Origin of the sequence: Erythrobacter sp. JK5 (assembly GCF_018205975.1) — a bacterium.
GTDB lineage: Bacteria > Pseudomonadota > Alphaproteobacteria > Sphingomonadales > Sphingomonadaceae > Erythrobacter.
Genome location: NZ_CP073577.1, coordinates 2,919,915 through 2,935,197, shown reverse-complemented (window position 1 = coordinate 2,935,197; position 15,283 = coordinate 2,919,915). Strand labels below are relative to the sequence as shown.

Genomic DNA, 15,283 nt, shown 5'->3' with positions numbered 1-15,283 from the left:
GGCGCCTAAGTTCCAAGCGGCAAATCCTGCAACCGCAATTGCTCGGCAAGCATCAGTCCGTCTTCACCGGCCTCGCGCCGGGCGGAAAGCGGGGGCGAGCCGCGCCGCTTGGCGAGCTTTTCCCCGCCCTTGTCGAGCAGCAGGCCGTGATGGTGCCAATGCGGCACCGGCAGTTCGAGCAGTTCCTGCAGCACCCGGTGGACGTGGGTGGAGGTGAACAGATCCTCCCCGCGCGTCACCAGCGTTACCCCGTCCGCCGCATCGTCGAGCGTGACCGCGAGGTGATAGCTTGCGGGCAGATCCTTGCGGACGATCACCACGTCACCGAAGTCGCGCGGATCGGCGATCACGCTGCCCGCCCGGGCGTCGGTCCAGACGATCTCGCCGACCTGCGCCACGGCTGCATCGACATCGAGCCGCAACGCCGCGGGTTCGCCGGAAGAATGCACCTTGTCCTTGCACGAGCCGGGATAGGCGATGCCATCGGGCCTCGCGCGTGGCTCCAGCGCGGCGATCTGCTTGCGCGTGCAGGTGCAGCGATAGAGCAAACCCGCCTCGAGCAGGCGATCCGCCGCCGCCGCGTAGCTTTCGAGCCGGGTCGATTGCGCGGGCACCTCGTGCCATTCGAGCCCGAGCCATTCGAGATCGCGGCGGAATTCATCCGCGAGTTCCGGACGCGAACGCGGCCCGTCGATATCCTCGATCCGCAGCAGAAATCGCCCGTCCGCCGCCCTCGCCAGATCGTGCGCGACGATGGCGGCGTAGGCATGGCCCATGTGCAGGTGGCCATTGGGGCTCGGGGCGAAGCGGGTGACGGTCTGCACACACTATCCATGGCACAGCAATTCTCGACACGCTATCCACAGGCAATCGACAGGCTGTCCCTGTGGATAGCCAGCGTGTCACGGGTTTGACTCTGATTTGTGCCACGCCATGTTGCAGTCAATCAGGGAGGAACGCTCGCGGTGTTCAAGACCGAACTGATCGAAAAGGCTGCCCAATTCCGCAGCGCGGAGGAAGACCCGACGCGCAGCCTTTCGGCCTGTCCGGCGCTGGTGCTCAACGCCGACTATACGCCGCTGTCCTATTACCCGCTCAGCCTGTGGCCGTGGCAGACCGCGATCAAGGCGGTGTTTCTCGACCGGGTGGACATCGTCGCCAGCTACGAGCGCGAGGTGCATTCCCCGAGCCTCGACATGAAGATCCCGAGCGTGATCGCACTCAGGCAATACGTAAGGCAAAGCGAGTTTCCGGCTTTCACCCGCTTCAACGTGTTCCTGCGCGATCACTTCCAGTGCCAGTATTGCGGCAACGGCGAGCATCTCACTTTCGACCACGTCCTGCCGCGCCGGCTGGGCGGGAAGACGACGTGGGAAAACATCATCACCGCCTGCGCCCCGTGCAACATGAAGAAGGGCGGGCGCACGCCGAAACAGGCGCACATGCCGGTGCAGATGAAGCCGATCCGCCCGACCAGCTGGCAATTGCAGCAGCACGGCAAGCTGTTCCCGCCCAACTACCTGCACGAAACGTGGCGCGACTGGCTGTACTGGGATGTCGAGCTGGAGGCTTGAGGTGCTACCAAGCAGCAATTCTGCTGGAATGCAGATAATGGCGAAGCCGATGCAGATGTGCGCCCCAGTGACTTTGGTATCCAAACCGGAACTCCCAGATCGCATCTGCCTCTGACGACTTCTCAATGTGCCACAGGACCTCGGATAGGTCCCTCGCGATATCGGCCAGATCGTCAATTGCATCAGCGACAAGAGCTTCCTCTTCGCCAAGGGTGCCCCCGACATCGATGGCGGGATAACAACCAAGCTCGGGGAATGCATTGGCTGCCCGCTTGTAAAGGACAACGTAGTCGATCGGGGGAGCGAGCGAATCTTCCGAGTCCGGCTCGACATCATCAACTTCGAAATACGTTGCGGTGAGCTTGTCGAAAGACTTGGCCAGTTCTCGCAGATGCTCCATCCGGTCTTCCTTCTGACCCTGAATTTGAGCGAGAAAGGCCTCGCAAGCATTCCTGATCGCATCCAAGCTGGTCATCGCTAAGTCACCGTCGCCCGCTGGTTGAACTCATCGCGCTGCCACTCCTCGCCTTCCAGCACTTCCGCCAGATGCCGCGCGGCCTCGGCCATGTCCTCGAACCGCAGGTAAGCGGGCGCAAAGCCGAGCCGCAGGATGTCGGGGTCGCGGAAATCGCCGATCACCCCGCGCGCGATCAGCGCCTGGCAGATGGCGTAGGCTTCGCGGTGGCGGAACGACAGCTGGCTGCCGCGCCGGGCGCTGTCGGGCGGGCTGACGAGGTCGAGCTCGAGCCCATGCGCATCCACGCAATCGAGGAAGAATTCCGACAGCGCCTGCGACTTCGCATGGAGCCGCGCGACCCCGATCTCGGCGATCAGTTCGACCCCCACCTCCAGCGCGGTCAGGCCGAGGATCGGCGAGGTACCGCATTGCAGCTGCTCGATGCCGGGAGCCGGTTCGTAGGCGTCGGCGAAGGCGAACGGGCGGGCGTGGCCGAACCAGCCAGTGAGCGGTTGGCTGAGATCGGCGAGATGGCGCTCGGCGACGAAGGCGAAGGCCGGCGCGCCGGGGCCGCCGCACAGATATTTGTAGCCGCAACCGGTGGCGAAATCGGCACCCACGGCGTCGAGATCGACAGGCAGCGCACCGGTGCTGTGCGACAGGTCCCACAGGACCAGCGCACCGGCTTCATGCGCGGCGCTGGTCAGCGCCGCCATGTCGAACAATTCTCCGGTCTTGTAATGCGCGTGGGTGAGCATCAGCAGCGCGACGTCCTCGTCGAGCGCGTCGAGCAGCCGGTCGCGCGGGGCGAGACGCTGCGTGGCGAGACCCTGCCGCTCGAGCCCATCGATCATGTAGATATCGGTCGGAAAGTTGCCCGGTTCGGAGAGGATGACCTTGCGTCCAGGGCGCATCTGAAGCGCGGCGGAGATCAGCTTGAACAGGTTCACGCTGACCGTGTCGGTGGCGATAACCTCGTGCGGCTGCGCGCCGATCAGCGGCGCAATTTTCCCGCCGACGCGGGCACCCATTTCGAACCAGTCGGCATCGTTCCAGGACCGGATAAGCCCCTCGCCCCATTCCTGCTCGACAACGCGCGCCATCGCGGGCGGGGTCGCCGCAGGCAGGCACCCGAGCGAATTGCCGTCGAGATAGACCACGCCATCGGGCAGGATGAAGCGCTCGCGATAATTCGCCAGCGGATCGGCGGCGTCGAGCTCGCGGGCGCGATCTATCACGTCAGTTCTCTCAGGATCGCCCGCACCGGCGAGGCATCGCCGCCGACGATCGGCAGCGGCAGCGCGATCAGTTCGTAGCGGCCTTCGGGCACGTCATCGAGCACCAGCCCTTCGAGCACGCGCATGTCATGCTTCAGCACCGCCTTGTGCGCGTCCATCACCTTGGAGGTCTGCGGGTCGATCGAAGGCCCGTCGAGCCCGACCAGCTTGACGCCCTGCGCCGCGAGCCAGTGGATCGTCTCGGACGCGATGGCGGTGGTGTCCTCCACCCACTCTTCATGCGGGAAGCGCTCGAAGGTGCGGAACAGCACCCGGTCGGCGGAGTGGAGATGCGGCAGGTCGCCGACTTCGATCAGCGCCCCGACACCACGCGCATCCACGACGAGGCATTCCCCGAGATACGGCTCCAGCGCGACCGAGGCGATATCGGGCGCAGTTTGCTCGTAATGCAGCGGTGCGTCGGCATGCGCGCCGGAATGCGTCGATAGTGTCAGCGCCGAGACATTGACCGGCGAACCTTGCTCCATCTGCCAGGTCCGTGCCTGTTCGAACGCGGTGTCCCCCGGCCAGACCGGCAGCTCGGGGCGCAGCCGCTGCGATATGTCCCAGATGCGGCGGCTCATATCGCGGTCCTGACGCTCAGCAGCTCGGGGAAGAACGCCTGCTTCAGCACCCCCGCGAGATACGGCACGCCGGGAGTGCCGCCGGTGCCGCGCTTGAAGCCGATGATCCGCTCGACGGTCTTGAGGTGTCCGAAGCGCCAGCGCTGGAAATGGTATTCGAGGTCGACCAGCTTTTCCGCGAGCTCGTACAGGTCCCAGTGATCCTGCGGGTCGCGATAGATCGCCGCCCACGCCGCTTCGACGCTTGCATTGTGCTCGTAGGGTGCCTTTGGGTCGCGTTCAGCCGCCTTGCGGTCGATCGCGAAACCGCGCCGCGCCAGCAGCCGGATCGCGGCGTCGTAGAGGCTCGCGCGGCCGCGTTCCGCTTTCAGCCGCTGCGACCAGTCGGCATTGCCTTCGTGCAGGCGAACATGCTTCGCATCGCGCCCGCCGAGCATGAATTCCATCATCCGGTACTGCGCCGACTGGAACCCGCTCGACGCCCCGAGATGCGGGCGAATCCGCGAATAATCGTGCGGGGTCATGGTGCTCAGCACGTCCCAGCTCTGGATCAGCTGCTGTTGCGCGCGCGCCACCCGCGCCAGCATCTTGAACGCCGGGCGCAGATCGTCGCGCTCGATATGATCGCGCGCTTCGGTCAGCTCGTGCAGGCATAGCTTGAGCCACAGCTCGCTTGCCTGGTGGACGACGATGAACAGCATCTCGTCATGCGCACCCGAAGCGGGGTGCTGCGCGGTGAGCACCTTGTCGAGGTCGAGGTAGCTGGAATAGGTGACGTCGCGGGCCATGCCCGATGCCCTAGCGCGTGTTGCTCCGCGAGGAAACTAGCCCTCGATCACGCGGGTTTCGGGATGGTGCTTGTCGAGGTGCTTCTTGATGATCCGCAGATTGCGGGTGTTGGAACGAAACACGAAATCCGCCGCATCCCCCACCAGCGGCACCAGTCCGAGCACCGTATCGAACGCGACATTGCCGCCCATCCGCACCAGCTGGAATTTCGACATGCCGAGATTGCGCGCTTCCCACACGATATAGGCGCCTAGCGCGGTGGTCACGATATCGCCCAGCACCGGCACCAGGCCGATGATCGCATCGAGGCCGACCGGTATGTTGACGCCGGGGATGCGGAAACTCCGCTCGAGCAGCATTTCGAGCGCCTCGACCCGGGCACGGATCGAGGCCGGATCGGTGCCGGTCGGCAGGCTAACCTGCATAGTCTGGGCCCTCTGGGGACGGTCGGATCCGCTTTCCATCGGCACTAGATGGTGGGTTGCGAGAGCGGGAACAAGGGGTGGAGGCCCCACTGGTTGGGAACGTAGGCGTCGATCGCTCCGCGCACCAGCGACCACCGCACCGGGGCACCGAGCGGGATGAACACCTCGTCGGCGATCAGTGCCGCGTGCGCCTCGGCAAGCGTCTGCTGCTTGGCGAGCGGGTCGCGGATACCGAGTGACCGGGCGACGAGCGCGTCCGCCGTGGGGGAGCACAGCCCGATTTCGAGCTCGCAGTTGAACTGGTTGAGATACCAGCGCGGGGAGGAGTAGCGCGCCAGCCGATCGCGCAATTCGAGATCGGGGCCTTCGTCGGGAGCGACGCGGATCGCCGTAACCCCGATCGTCGCCCAGTCGCGCGCCAGTTGACGGAACAGCAGGTCGCTTCCCGGTCCGGGCGGCAGCGCGACCCGGATTTCGGCCGGCCGCCCTTGCGCCGCACGCCATTGGGCGATCCGCTGCGCGGCCACGCTGCGCCGCGCCGCCAGGCTTTGCTCCGACCAGCGATCCTGTCGCACGGGCACCAGGTCGAACAGTTCGGGGGGCACGACCCACGAGGTCGGCTGCCATCCGCCCAGTCCGAACGGCTCGATCAGCGCCGACCGGTCGATCGCGAGCGAGAGCGCTTCGCGCCGCCCGCGATCGGCCAGCACACCATCCTCGCTACGAAACACCAGTCCGAACAGTCCCAGCGCCGGATCGACCTGCACCGCCCCGCGCGAAAGCGGGCCGAGTTCGGCGAGCGGAAAGCCGGACAGGCGACCGTTCATCAGCAGATCGATGTCGCCGTTCGAAAAGGCCTCGACCGCCATTTCAGTCGGCATGGCGCGCACCGTGAGGGGGCGGGCAAGCTCCTGCCAGTCTTCGCGCGCGGGCAAGCCGCGCTCCTCCGGCGGGATGGCGATCAGGCGCGCGACCGCGGATTCCCCTTCGCGGGCGAGGACCATAGGGCCGGAACCGGCTCCGCTTCTGACCAGCCCGAGTTCCGGCTGCGCGAGCAGACGCAGGAATTCGGGCATCGGGCTCGACAGGCGCAGTTCGACCACCCGGCCCGCCATGGCCCTGATATCGGTGACTTTCGCTATGTCGAGGCCCAGCGACGTGCCCTCGAGCCGGGCAATCTGCGCACGCAGCAGATCGCGGATATCGACGGCAGTAATGGGCTGGCCGTCGGGCCAGTCGGAAGCGCGCAGGCGGAAGATGTAGCTCAGCCCGTCGTCGGTCACGATCCAGCGTTCGGCGATGGCGGGCACGATCTGGCCCGCCGGGTCGAGCGCGACCAGCCCCTCGACCGTCGCCCCGCGGATATGCTGCGCGGCCGGAGACAGCCGAACGCCGGTTTCGAACAGGTTTTCGGGCTGCCCGACAATGGCGACTTCGACCGGGCCGTTGTCGCCGGAGGGACCGCAGGCGGCAACAAACACCGCCGCCAGGGCTGGAAGACAGAATCGCATCGTGTGCTGCGATTAGCAGCTTGATGCGATCCGGTCAGCGCAGATGCGCGTCTTTGACGGTAGGAAGGATATCAGACCTTGCGCAATTGCAGCGGATTGGGAGCGTTAGGCGCCTTGTGCTGCCACGAACGCTGGACCACAGCGGCGTCGTCATGGGCTTCGGGATTGCCGGCCCGGGCGGATTGCGAATCGATTTCGTCGTCGAACGCGATCCCGAACCGGTTGTCCTGGACCCACGCGACGCTGCCGGCGACGATGCCGATGTTGCGCAATTCGATCTGCAGGCGATTGCCGCGCTTCACGCGGAGATTGCCTTCGCCCATCATCCCGCCATCCGACAGGTTGCGTACCCGCACGCGATGGGTTTCCTCGCCCTGCTCGACACGAATGTTGGCGAGCAGAAACAGGCTATCGCGCGATACGCTCCGTGTTTCGACACCCGTCATGTCCGGATTTTCTCCTTGCTTATCGTTATGCTGCTGAAGCCAGACCATTGTTGGCTGTTCTCCAGCGACCCGCAAGGTCCGCGATAGGCAGAGAAGGCTAATCCGTGGTTAACAATGGCAGGGATCGGGCAGGTTTGAAGGCTGCCGTATCAATCTGACACGCCGACCTGCCGGTTCGTTTAGCGATCAGTCGTCGCGCGAGACTTTTTCGCGCCGCTCGTGCGCTTCCTGCGCCTCGACCGTCATGGTCGCAACGGGACGGGCGATGAGTCGTTTGAGGCCGATCGGATCGCCGGTCACTTCGCAATAGCCGTATTCCCCGGCATCGATGCGACGCAGCGCGGAATCGATCTTGGAAATGAGCTTGCGCTGGCGATCGCGGGTGCGCAGCTCGATGCCCCAATCGGTTTCGCTCGATGCCCGGTCGTTGAGATCGGCTTCGCGGATCGGGCCATCCTGGAGCGATTGAAGCGTCTGGTCGGCCGCGGAATGGATCGAGCGTTTCCATTCGATCAGCAGCACCCGAAAATAGTGCTGCTGCCGCTCGTTCATATACTCTTCGTCCTCGTTCGGAACGTAATCCGGCGCGAGAACTTTCTTCGCGTTTTTCAGGATGTCAGTATCGTTAGACGCCGCCGATGCCATGTAGTCCTCTTCGCCCGTTCAACTCCCGCGAGACTGTCCCCGTCCTGGCCGAAAAACGGTTCTTTTCGGCCAGCTTGACCCCAGCAAGTCGAAGCGCTGCCGGGCCTATAGGCGCGCGGTCCCGGCGGCACAAGCCGCTTTGCGGGCGGTTGTCCCAACCTGCGATGAATGGATCATCGCGCGACGCCCGATCGGCTGCAATTGCGCCGCTGCCAGAAAAATTTCGCAGCAGTGTTAACCATTTGTTGACCATGAGGGGTGAGGTCTTGGGTCAAGCGATCGGCGGGGGGCCGCATTGCGAAGTACGGGGGAATGCACGATGGAACTCACGCCGATCGACCGAGGCGAATTCGAACCGCTCGACAATAACGAGCCGGACATGATCGTGGCGAAATGTCTCGCCGCTGCAGCGCAGGGAGACGTTTCGGCGTTTTTCGACCTCGGGGTTGCCTATTCGACCGGCAGCAACGGGCTGGCCTGCGATCTCGTCGAAGCGCACAAATGGTTCAACCTCGCCGCTGCGCAGGGCCACGACGAAGCCGCCTGGTGCCGGTCGGACGTTTCGGACGAGATGACCGCGCGCGAAATCGCCGAGGCACAGCGCCGGGCGCGCGAATGGCTGGCCGAAGGACGTCGCCGCGCCGCCTGATCCAGGCGCTCAATCACCCTTCCGGAAGGGCGTCCGCTCACCCAGGAACAGCTGATCGGTCGCCACGCCTTCCCGCTCGCGTTGGAGAAAGTCGGCGACCGCCGCGCGAAAGCCGGGATCGGCCAGCCAGTGCGCGGAATAGGTCTGAACCGGTTCGTATCCGCGCGCCAGCTTGTGCCCGCCTTGCGCCCCGGCCTCGACACGCGGCAGACCCAGCTCGATGGCGATGTCGATCGCCTGATAATAGCACAGCTCGAAATGCAGGAACCGCACGTCGCGGGTGCATCCCCAGTAACGACCGTATATCGCTTCGGCCCCGACGAAGTTGAGCGCGCCTGCGATCGGCTGATCGTCCTGATAGGCCAGGATCAGCACCAGCCGCTCGCCCATCCGTTCGCCGAACAGGGTGAAGGCCTCGCGCGTCAGGTAAGGCGTGCCCCATTTGCGCGCTCCGGTGTCCTGGTAGAAGATCCAGAACGCATCCCAATGTTCGGGCCTGATGTCATCGCCGCCGAGGCGTGCGATGCGGAGCCCGCGCTGCGCCGCCGCGCGCTCCTTCCGCAAGGATTTGCGTTTGCGCGAAGCCAGTTCGCCGAGGAAATCGTCGAACGATCCGTAGTCGCGGTTGAGCCAGTGAAACTGGATGTCGTTGCGGACCAGCCAATCGCCCTGCTCGAACAGCGGCACCTGCGCACGCTCGATGAAGGTCGCATGGGCGGACGACAGGCCGTTCTGCTGACACACCAGTTCGGCACCCTTCAGCAGATGCAGCGCAAGCGAGGGATCGGACAGAAGCAGGCGCGGCCCGGTCGCAGGCGTAAACGGCGCGGCAATCTGCAGCTTGGGATAGTAGCGGCCGCCAGCCCGCTGAAATGCGTCGGCCCAGTTGTGGTCGAACACGTATTCGCCCTGGCTGTGCCCTTTGGCGTAGCTGGGCAAGGCGGCGAGCAGCGTATCGTCGGCACCGGTGATGACGACCGGGACCGGGTCCCAACCGGTGCCCGGGCCGACGCTGCCCGAATCTTCGAGCGCGCTGAGGAATTCGTGACTCACGAACGGATTGCGATCGCCGCCGAGCGCGTTCCATTGATCGCGGTCGAACTGGCCGACCGAGGGGGCAAGTTTGACGGTCAGATCGTCGCGTCCGTCGCTCACGCCAAACCCTCGCGTTCGCTGATCAAGCCGTCGGCGTGCTCTTGTGCCCGTGCCCGCAAGTCGGGCGTGCTGACCGTCCAGGTCAGGATCGGAAGCCCGTTTGCGCGCAGCCGCGCGACCCAGCGACTGGGCAGGGCGAGGATATGGTAGGCGAGGAAATCTGGCTTCGCGATCCGCAGCGCAAGCCTGCGTTGCCAGGCCTTTTGCGTGTAGCCGTGTTCGTCCTCGCGCATCACAAGGCCGCACGGGGTCGAGGGCGAATGGCGGCGAAACCAGCGCGCCACGCGCGGATCGAAGCTCATGACGGCGTGCATGCCCGAGTATCGCGCCAAGGCGTCGCGGACTCGCAGGCAGCTCCGTTCGACATCGTACCCACGCTTCGACTTGATCTCGATCAGGATCGGGACCTTCCCCTCCACCAGCTGGAGCAGATCGGCAAGCGTGGCGGGGCTTTCAGCGCTCCCGAGATAGCGGACCTGCCTGAGCTCGGCCGCCGTCGAACCTTCGGTCAGGCCCTCAGCGCCTGTTAGCCTCCGCAGTTCCCAGTCGTGAAACACCATCGGGTGATCATCGCGGCTGCGCTGGATATCGCATTCGACACCCATTCCCGCCGCGATCGCCAGCCGCGCGCCTTCCAGCGAGTTTTCCGGGACGCTGTCCGAATGCAGGCCGCGATGGGCGTATTCCCATTCGGTCAACCAGTCGGGGGCCGGGCGTTTCCTCACCCCTCCGCGATCGCGATCACGGCATCGACCTCGACCGCCGCCCCCAGTGGCAACACCGGCACGCCGACCGCCGCGCGGGCGTGGCGGCCCCTGTCGCCGAACACCTCGGCCATCAGGTCCGACGCACCGTTGGCAACCTTGGGCTGGTCGGTGAAATCGCCGGTCGAATTCACGAATGCGCCAAGCTTGACCACGCGCTCGACCCGTTCGAGCAGGCCCGCCGCCTTGAGCTGTGCAAGGATCATCAGCCCGCACGCGCGCGCTGCGGCCATTCCGTCCTCCAGGCTCACGTCTTCGCCCAGCCGCCCGCTTACGAGCTTGCCGCCTACGAACGGCAACTGGCCCGAAACATGCGCCATGCCGCCATGCGCCACCACCGGGACGTAACTCGCCACCGGCGCCGCCGCTTCGGGCAGAGTGATCCCCAGTTCCTGCAATCGCGCTTCGATGCTCATACCCGCTCCTGTTCCAGACGTTCGATCACCCATGGCAACGCTTCGGACCAGCGGTCGATCCGCGCATCGGCGTGGCCCGCCTTGTGCGCACAATCGATCGCGCCCGCGATCATCGGCTCGCCGCACATGTGCAGCCGCACCACCTCGGGCGCGGTTTCGGCGACCGAGGCGTGATGCTGCGCGAGATCGTCGATGAACAGCGCACGGCTCGGCGCGTGTTCGGCGATGATCCGCTGCAGCGCCGGACCCTTCGGCCCCTGATTGGTGTAGACCTCTGCGTGAATCCCGAACGCGGCGAGCTGTTCGGCGCGGCGCTCGCGGCGCTTGTCGACCAGGTTGGTGAGGATCACGACATCGGCATGTTCGGCCAGCGCGTTGATCGATTCTACCGCGCCGGCGATCGGCAGCTGGCGGTCCATCTCGGTGTCGAAGAACCCGCCCAGCATTCGCCAGACCTCGTCGGCCTGCAGGAATTGCCCGGTCTCGCGCCATGTCAGCGCCTTGGCGAAATTGCCGTTGTCGAGGTTGAAATCGACCCCCTGGCTTTCTTCCAGCCAGTCCTTGAAATGCGCGACCATGTGCAGGATCACTTCGTCGCAATCGCTGATGACTAGCGGGCGGTTCATCGGGTCAACTCCTGGCGCGCGGCGATCAGTTCCTCGGGCGTAACGGCCAGCGCCTCGGCCGCGCGAACAAGGTCGGGTTCATGGTTGGCGAGGAAATCGAGCGTCGAGGCCAGCACCGCCGGATCGCCCAACCCTGCCCGCAGAGTATCGGGATCGAGTCCGGTCAATTCAAGGTAGCGCGCGGCGCGATCGCCATCTTCCAGCACCCAGCCGAGCGCCGCCAGGGCGAGGGTGTGCGGCGACAACGCGGCGTCGCGCGAATCCGGCTCGGTCGAATTGGGCATTGTCGCTGGCTCCTGGTGCGGATATCCAGAAATCGGGGCAGATACGGGGCGCGGTGTGGCAAAGCGAATAATGGTTGTCGAGGATAACGACCTCAATCGAAAATTGTTCTGCGATGTGCTCACGGCCAATGGTTTCGAGGTCGAGCCGGTCGCCGATGGCGGCATGGTGCTCGACACGGCACGGAAAATCTCGCCCGATCTCATCATCATGGATATCCAGCTCGGCGGCATGTCGGGCGTCGATCTGATCGAGGCGGCCAAGCAGGACATGCTTCTGCGACAGATCCCGGTGCTCGCCGTCACCGCGTTTGCCGCCAAGGGCGACGAGGAGCGCATCCGCTCTGCCGGTGCCTCGGGCTACCTGGCGAAACCGGTGTCGATCACGCCGTTCATGACCGCTGTGAGGGAACTGATCGGGGTCGATGCCTGAAGCGCGCTTGATCTGCGCCCGACGCTCGCCATCTATGCGCAGGCTTGACAAGCGGACCTTCGAGCCGCTTTTCAGCCACAAACACGCCGCATAGCGACGATCCGATACCAACAGAAAGCCAGACGCCGATGGACAGCGCCGAAGTCGACAAGCGCATTCGCGACCTGATCGCACCCTTCAACAAGAAGGGCGTGGACATCACCGACGATACCACGTTCCAGAACGATCTCGAATTCGACAGTCTCACCGTCATGGATTTCGTCGCGGAGATCGAGGACGAATTCGACGTGATCATCAGCATGAACCAGCAGGCCGAGATCGAAACCTATGGCCAGCTGGTCGCGGCAGTCCACAAGCTGCAAGATAGCTGATACAGAGCCTTTCATGACCGATACGATGACCGAAGCCGGTGCCGCCACCGAGGCTCCGCAGGGCGACCTGTTTTCCAAGTTCGACGGCCTGATCCAGACCCGCGAGACGCTGCTCGCGACCGGGGTCGAGGATCCGTACAACCTGGTGATGGAGAAGGTGCTGTCGCCCACCCGCGCGATCTGCAACGGGCGCGACACGATCCTGCTCGGCACCTACAATTACATGGGGATGACCTTCGATCCCGACGTGCTCGATGCCGGCAAACAGGCGCTGGCCGATTACGGATCGGGCACCACCGGCAGCCGCGTTCTCAACGGCACGTATCAGGGCCACAAGGAATGCGAGGACGCGCTGCGCGAGTTTTATGGAATGGACCACGCGATGGTCTTTTCCACTGGCTACCAGGCCAACCTCGGCATCATCTCGACCATCGCCGGCAAGGGCGATTACATCGTCCTCGACATCGATAGCCATGCCTCGATCTACGATGGCTGCGCGATGGGCAAGGCCGAGGTCGTGCCGTTCAAGCACAACGATATCGAAGCGATGGAAAAGCGCCTCAAGCGCATTCCCGAAGGCGCCGGTATCCTCGTGGTGCTCGAAGGTGTCTATTCGATGCTCGGCGACGTCGCGCCGCTCAAGGAAATGGTGGCGATCGCCAAGAAACATGGCGCGATGGTGCTGGTCGACGAAGCGCATTCGATGGGCTTTATCGGCGCAAACGGGCGCGGCGTGTGCGAAGAGCAGGGCGTGATCGACGATGTCGATTTCATCATCGGCACCTTTTCGAAGAGCGTCGGCACGGTCGGAGGGTTCTGCGTTTCGAACCACCCGAAGTTCGACATCCTGCGGCTGGTGTGCCGCCCCTACGTCTTCACCGCCAGCCTGCCGCCGAGCGTGGTCGCCACTGCGGCGACCTCGATCCGCAAGCTGATGCACGGCGCGAACAAGCGCGCGCATCTGTGGGAGAACTCGAAGACGCTTCACAAAGGGCTGGCCGATCTCGGCTTCGAGCTTGGCACCAGCGAACCGCAAAGCGCGATCGTTGCGGTGATCATGCCCGATCTCCAGCAAGGCGCGATGATGTGGGAAGCGCTGTTGCGCGAAGGCCTTTACGTCAACCTCGCGCGGCCTCCGGCGACCCCGGCGGGCATGACGCTGCTGCGCTGCTCGCTGTGCGCCGAACATACCGCCGAGGAAGTGCAAACGATCCTCGCGATGTTCGAGCGCGCCGGGAAGACCGTGGGGATCATCTGAGAAAAGGTCTGGCGACCGGGACCCTCTCCAGTCCCGATCGCCATCCCTTTCAGGCAGCCGGTTCGGCTACCCTCTCCCCAACCTCGTTGTTTTTGGTTTCCGCAAACACCGGCCACATCAGCTGCTGGCCCAGCGTCGCTTCGGGCAGGTTCTCTACCCCGTAGCTGTGCGGATAAGTCCGCGTGATCTTCGCGGTGCCGAACAGCACGTCCCAGAAGAACAGCAGGTTCCCGTAATTGCCCTTGTAATGAACCGCCGGATCGTCGGCGTGGCGGCCGTGATGCGCGTGGTGCGTGGCGGGCGTCGAGATCGTGCGCTCGACCAGCCACATCACCGGTGAGAGCCATTTGATGCGATAAAGCGGCTTGTCCCAGGCGACGTCGCTGTGCGCCCCGATGATCACCGTCATCTTGACGATCAGGTACCCGGCATAGACCCAGCCGAGCCCGAGGTAGATCAGCACGCCCGACAGCCACAGGCCCGGCATCATTGCGTAGTAGAACAGGTTGTTGCGGTAGACGAGCCGCATCGACATGTAGCGCGCGTTGTGGTGCGCGCGGTGCAGGTTGTAGAGCCACGCGAAGCTGTGGCTCGCGCGGTGCCACCAATATTGGGTCATGTCGTCGAGCACGAGGAACAGCGCAATCGCGGCAAACACGTTGATGTCGGCCAGTGCCCCCGCCCATTGCGGTGCGACGAAGCCCATCAGCGTCGCCGATCCGAACAGGATCATCGGCTGCGTCACCACCAGCAGCATCGCCATGCTGACCGCTTCGACGATTCCGTCGTCGCGGGTCTGTTCGGGCTTGGCCAGCAGGTTGGAGCGCCACAGTTCGAGCAGGCCGAAACCGGCATAGATGGCGAGGATTGCGATCGAATAGCTGGGCATCGGTCTCTCCTTTGACCCGAATCGAGATATGCGATAATTCCGGTCAAGAATGTCAGATATCTTACATTTGGATGCGCGGTCGCTTACGGCGCCGATGCTGTTCTCGGCGCTGCCAGGCGATTTGCAGCGCGCACTCGAAGCCGAAGCGTCGCCGCGCTCCTACTCCGCCGGGCAGATCATCCAGCAACGCGGCGAGCGCGCCGATGGCTTCTGGCTGATCATTCAGGGATCGGTGGCGGTCGGCCAGTATCTCGCCGACGGGGACTTTCGCGCAGTAGCGGTGCTGGGCCCCGGCGATTCCTGGGGTGAACTCGCGATGTTCGCCGGACGGCCGCGGGTGGTCGACGCTGTCGCCCGGTCGGTCTGCTCGCTGCGGCACGTTCGGAAAGAGGCTTTCGAAAAGCTGCTGAGCGATCATCCCACCGCCATGCGACCGCTGCTGGGCGCGCTGTCGTCGCAATTGCAGGAAATCCTCGACGTGACCGCAGGTATTCGCAGCGGGTCGGCCAAGGCTCGGGTTGCGGGGCTGCTGGCGACGCTCGCGAGCCGCCTGCAACTGCCCGCTTCGATCGAGCTGTCGCAGCAGGAGCTAGGCGAATTGCTCGGCCTCAGCCGCATGACGGTCAACTCCGCCTTGCGCGAGTACGAGGCGGCAGGGGCGATCCGCCGCGGCTATGGTCGCATCGACGTCATCGACCGGACCGAACTCGAGGTCGCCGCACTCGGCTAGCGC

21 protein-coding genes are annotated in these 15,283 nt (G+C 64.6%); 6 read left to right on the top strand and 15 right to left on the bottom strand.

The genetic code is table 11. The features are described 5' to 3' along the window. Window positions 1-5: 5 nt before the first annotated feature. On the bottom strand, window positions 6-824 hold the full coding sequence (gluQRS, locus tag KDC96_RS14350) for a tRNA glutamyl-Q(34) synthetase GluQRS (protein ID WP_212449058.1): 819 nt from the start codon (window positions 822-824) through the stop codon (window positions 6-8). A gap of 141 nt (window positions 825-965) precedes the next feature. On the opposite strand from gluQRS, the gene KDC96_RS14345 reads away from it, so the two are divergent. Further along, window positions 966-1,574, top strand: a complete 609-nt coding sequence (locus KDC96_RS14345) for an HNH endonuclease (RefSeq protein WP_212449057.1) — start codon at window positions 966-968, stop codon at window positions 1,572-1,574. Window positions 1,575-1,578: 4 nt separating this feature from the next. Here the strand turns inward: KDC96_RS14345 and KDC96_RS14340 are convergent, their stop codons facing one another. The 8 genes from KDC96_RS14340 to dksA all read right to left on the bottom strand — a co-directional run bounded on the left by KDC96_RS14340 (window position 1,579) and on the right by dksA (window position 7,708). Then, window positions 1,579-2,049 carry a DUF5063 domain-containing protein gene (locus tag KDC96_RS14340; protein WP_212449056.1) on the bottom strand — a complete coding sequence of 157 codons (471 nt, stop codon included), beginning with the start codon at window positions 2,047-2,049 and terminating at the stop codon, window positions 1,579-1,581. A 2-nt stretch (window positions 2,050-2,051) separates the two neighbouring features. Then, a complete protein-coding gene (kynU, locus tag KDC96_RS14335; RefSeq protein ID WP_212449055.1) occupies window positions 2,052-3,269 on the bottom strand; it encodes a kynureninase in 1,218 nt (405 codons plus the stop codon). Continuing rightward, entirely contained in the window at window positions 3,266-3,892 is a 627-nt protein-coding gene (kynB, locus tag KDC96_RS14330; RefSeq protein WP_212449054.1) for an arylformamidase, read from the bottom strand. Before kynB ends, kynU begins: the two co-directional genes overlap by 4 nt. After that, window positions 3,889-4,680, bottom strand: coding sequence for a tryptophan 2,3-dioxygenase (locus KDC96_RS14325; RefSeq protein WP_212449053.1), 792 nt, complete (start codon window positions 4,678-4,680; stop codon window positions 3,889-3,891). Before KDC96_RS14325 ends, kynB begins: the two co-directional genes overlap by 4 nt. Before the next feature lie 36 nt (window positions 4,681-4,716). Further along, window positions 4,717-5,106, bottom strand: a complete 390-nt coding sequence (locus KDC96_RS14320) for a DUF4112 domain-containing protein (protein WP_212449052.1) — start codon at window positions 5,104-5,106, stop codon at window positions 4,717-4,719. A gap of 44 nt (window positions 5,107-5,150) precedes the next feature. Next, window positions 5,151-6,617 carry an ABC transporter substrate-binding protein gene (locus KDC96_RS14315; RefSeq protein WP_212449051.1) on the bottom strand — a complete coding sequence of 489 codons (1,467 nt, stop codon included), beginning with the start codon at window positions 6,615-6,617 and terminating at the stop codon, window positions 5,151-5,153. A gap of 71 nt (window positions 6,618-6,688) precedes the next feature. Next, complete coding sequence (locus tag KDC96_RS14310) at window positions 6,689-7,063, bottom strand: PilZ domain-containing protein (RefSeq protein ID WP_212449050.1); 375 nt, start codon at window positions 7,061-7,063, stop codon at window positions 6,689-6,691. Window positions 7,064-7,249: 186 nt separating this feature from the next. Further along, a complete protein-coding gene (dksA, locus tag KDC96_RS14305; protein ID WP_212449049.1) occupies window positions 7,250-7,708 on the bottom strand; it encodes an RNA polymerase-binding protein DksA in 459 nt (152 codons plus the stop codon). A gap of 319 nt (window positions 7,709-8,027) precedes the next feature. On the opposite strand from dksA, the gene KDC96_RS14300 reads away from it, so the two are divergent. Beyond that, window positions 8,028-8,357, top strand: a complete 330-nt coding sequence (locus KDC96_RS14300) for a sel1 repeat family protein (RefSeq protein WP_212449048.1) — start codon at window positions 8,028-8,030, stop codon at window positions 8,355-8,357. Window positions 8,358-8,366: 9 nt separating this feature from the next. Here KDC96_RS14300 and KDC96_RS14295 read toward each other — a convergent pair whose 3' ends face one another. Genes KDC96_RS14295 through KDC96_RS14275 form a run of 5 tightly spaced genes read right to left on the bottom strand, consistent with a single transcriptional unit; the run spans window position 8,367 to window position 11,602 of the window. Then, window positions 8,367-9,512: a GNAT family N-acetyltransferase gene (locus KDC96_RS14295; protein WP_212449047.1), complete on the bottom strand. Its 1,146-nt coding sequence runs from the start codon at window positions 9,510-9,512 to the stop codon at window positions 8,367-8,369. Next, window positions 9,509-10,237, bottom strand: coding sequence for a glycerophosphodiester phosphodiesterase family protein (locus KDC96_RS14290; protein WP_212449046.1), 729 nt, complete (start codon window positions 10,235-10,237; stop codon window positions 9,509-9,511). The genes KDC96_RS14295 and KDC96_RS14290 overlap by 4 nt, the downstream gene beginning before the upstream one ends. Next, the gene (locus tag KDC96_RS14285; RefSeq protein ID WP_212449045.1) at window positions 10,234-10,692 is read right to left on the bottom strand and encodes a RidA family protein; all 459 of its coding nucleotides are present in this window, start codon (window positions 10,690-10,692) and stop codon (window positions 10,234-10,236) included. Before KDC96_RS14285 ends, KDC96_RS14290 begins: the two co-directional genes overlap by 4 nt. Next, a complete protein-coding gene (locus tag KDC96_RS14280; RefSeq protein ID WP_212449044.1) occupies window positions 10,689-11,318 on the bottom strand; it encodes an HAD family hydrolase in 630 nt (209 codons plus the stop codon). Before KDC96_RS14280 ends, KDC96_RS14285 begins: the two co-directional genes overlap by 4 nt. Further along, window positions 11,315-11,602 carry a DUF3572 domain-containing protein gene (locus KDC96_RS14275; RefSeq protein WP_212449043.1) on the bottom strand — a complete coding sequence of 96 codons (288 nt, stop codon included), beginning with the start codon at window positions 11,600-11,602 and terminating at the stop codon, window positions 11,315-11,317. Before KDC96_RS14275 ends, KDC96_RS14280 begins: the two co-directional genes overlap by 4 nt. Window positions 11,603-11,657: 55 nt before the next feature. On the opposite strand from KDC96_RS14275, the gene KDC96_RS14270 reads away from it, so the two are divergent. The 3 genes from KDC96_RS14270 to KDC96_RS14260 all read left to right on the top strand — a co-directional run bounded on the left by KDC96_RS14270 (window position 11,658) and on the right by KDC96_RS14260 (window position 13,661). Continuing rightward, window positions 11,658-12,032: a response regulator gene (locus KDC96_RS14270; RefSeq protein WP_212449042.1), complete on the top strand. Its 375-nt coding sequence runs from the start codon at window positions 11,658-11,660 to the stop codon at window positions 12,030-12,032. A 128-nt stretch (window positions 12,033-12,160) separates the two neighbouring features. Further along, window positions 12,161-12,403, top strand: a complete 243-nt coding sequence (locus KDC96_RS14265; protein WP_212449041.1) for an acyl carrier protein — start codon at window positions 12,161-12,163, stop codon at window positions 12,401-12,403. A gap of 25 nt (window positions 12,404-12,428) precedes the next feature. Further along, window positions 12,429-13,661: an aminotransferase class I/II-fold pyridoxal phosphate-dependent enzyme gene (locus KDC96_RS14260; protein ID WP_212452751.1), complete on the top strand. Its 1,233-nt coding sequence runs from the start codon at window positions 12,429-12,431 to the stop codon at window positions 13,659-13,661. A 49-nt stretch (window positions 13,662-13,710) separates the two neighbouring features. On the opposite strand, the gene KDC96_RS14255 is transcribed toward KDC96_RS14260, so the two are convergent. Further along, window positions 13,711-14,550, bottom strand: a complete 840-nt coding sequence (locus tag KDC96_RS14255; RefSeq protein ID WP_212449040.1) for a sterol desaturase family protein — start codon at window positions 14,548-14,550, stop codon at window positions 13,711-13,713. Window positions 14,551-14,599: 49 nt separating this feature from the next. Here KDC96_RS14255 and KDC96_RS14250 point away from each other — a divergent pair, with 49 nt between their 5' ends. Further along, window positions 14,600-15,280 carry a Crp/Fnr family transcriptional regulator gene (locus KDC96_RS14250; RefSeq protein WP_212449039.1) on the top strand — a complete coding sequence of 227 codons (681 nt, stop codon included), beginning with the start codon at window positions 14,600-14,602 and terminating at the stop codon, window positions 15,278-15,280. Window positions 15,281-15,283: the final 3 nt, after the last annotated feature.

Coding starts and splice junctions, on each gene's coding strand:
- KDC96_RS14250 (WP_212449039.1), top strand. CDS start 14,600: ATGTCAGATATCTTACATTTGGATGCGCGGTCGCTTACGGCGCCGATG.
- KDC96_RS14280 (WP_212449044.1), bottom strand. CDS start 11,318: ATGAACCGCCCGCTAGTCATCAGCGATTGCGACGAAGTGATCCTGCAC.
- KDC96_RS14265 (WP_212449041.1), top strand. CDS start 12,161: ATGGACAGCGCCGAAGTCGACAAGCGCATTCGCGACCTGATCGCACCC.
- KDC96_RS14310 (WP_212449050.1), bottom strand. CDS start 7,063: ATGACGGGTGTCGAAACACGGAGCGTATCGCGCGATAGCCTGTTTCTG.
- KDC96_RS14320 (WP_212449052.1), bottom strand. CDS start 5,106: ATGCAGGTTAGCCTGCCGACCGGCACCGATCCGGCCTCGATCCGTGCC.
- KDC96_RS14285 (WP_212449045.1), bottom strand. CDS start 10,692: ATGAGCATCGAAGCGCGATTGCAGGAACTGGGGATCACTCTGCCCGAA.
- KDC96_RS14275 (WP_212449043.1), bottom strand. CDS start 11,602: ATGCCCAATTCGACCGAGCCGGATTCGCGCGACGCCGCGTTGTCGCCG.
- KDC96_RS14315 (WP_212449051.1), bottom strand. CDS start 6,617: ATGCGATTCTGTCTTCCAGCCCTGGCGGCGGTGTTTGTTGCCGCCTGC.
- kynB (WP_212449054.1), bottom strand. CDS start 3,892: ATGAGCCGCCGCATCTGGGACATATCGCAGCGGCTGCGCCCCGAGCTG.
- KDC96_RS14300 (WP_212449048.1), top strand. CDS start 8,028: ATGGAACTCACGCCGATCGACCGAGGCGAATTCGAACCGCTCGACAAT.
- KDC96_RS14260 (WP_212452751.1), top strand. CDS start 12,429: ATGACCGAAGCCGGTGCCGCCACCGAGGCTCCGCAGGGCGACCTGTTT.
- dksA (WP_212449049.1), bottom strand. CDS start 7,708: ATGGCATCGGCGGCGTCTAACGATACTGACATCCTGAAAAACGCGAAG.
- KDC96_RS14255 (WP_212449040.1), bottom strand. CDS start 14,550: ATGCCCAGCTATTCGATCGCAATCCTCGCCATCTATGCCGGTTTCGGC.
- KDC96_RS14340 (WP_212449056.1), bottom strand. CDS start 2,049: ATGACCAGCTTGGATGCGATCAGGAATGCTTGCGAGGCCTTTCTCGCT.
- KDC96_RS14325 (WP_212449053.1), bottom strand. CDS start 4,680: ATGGCCCGCGACGTCACCTATTCCAGCTACCTCGACCTCGACAAGGTG.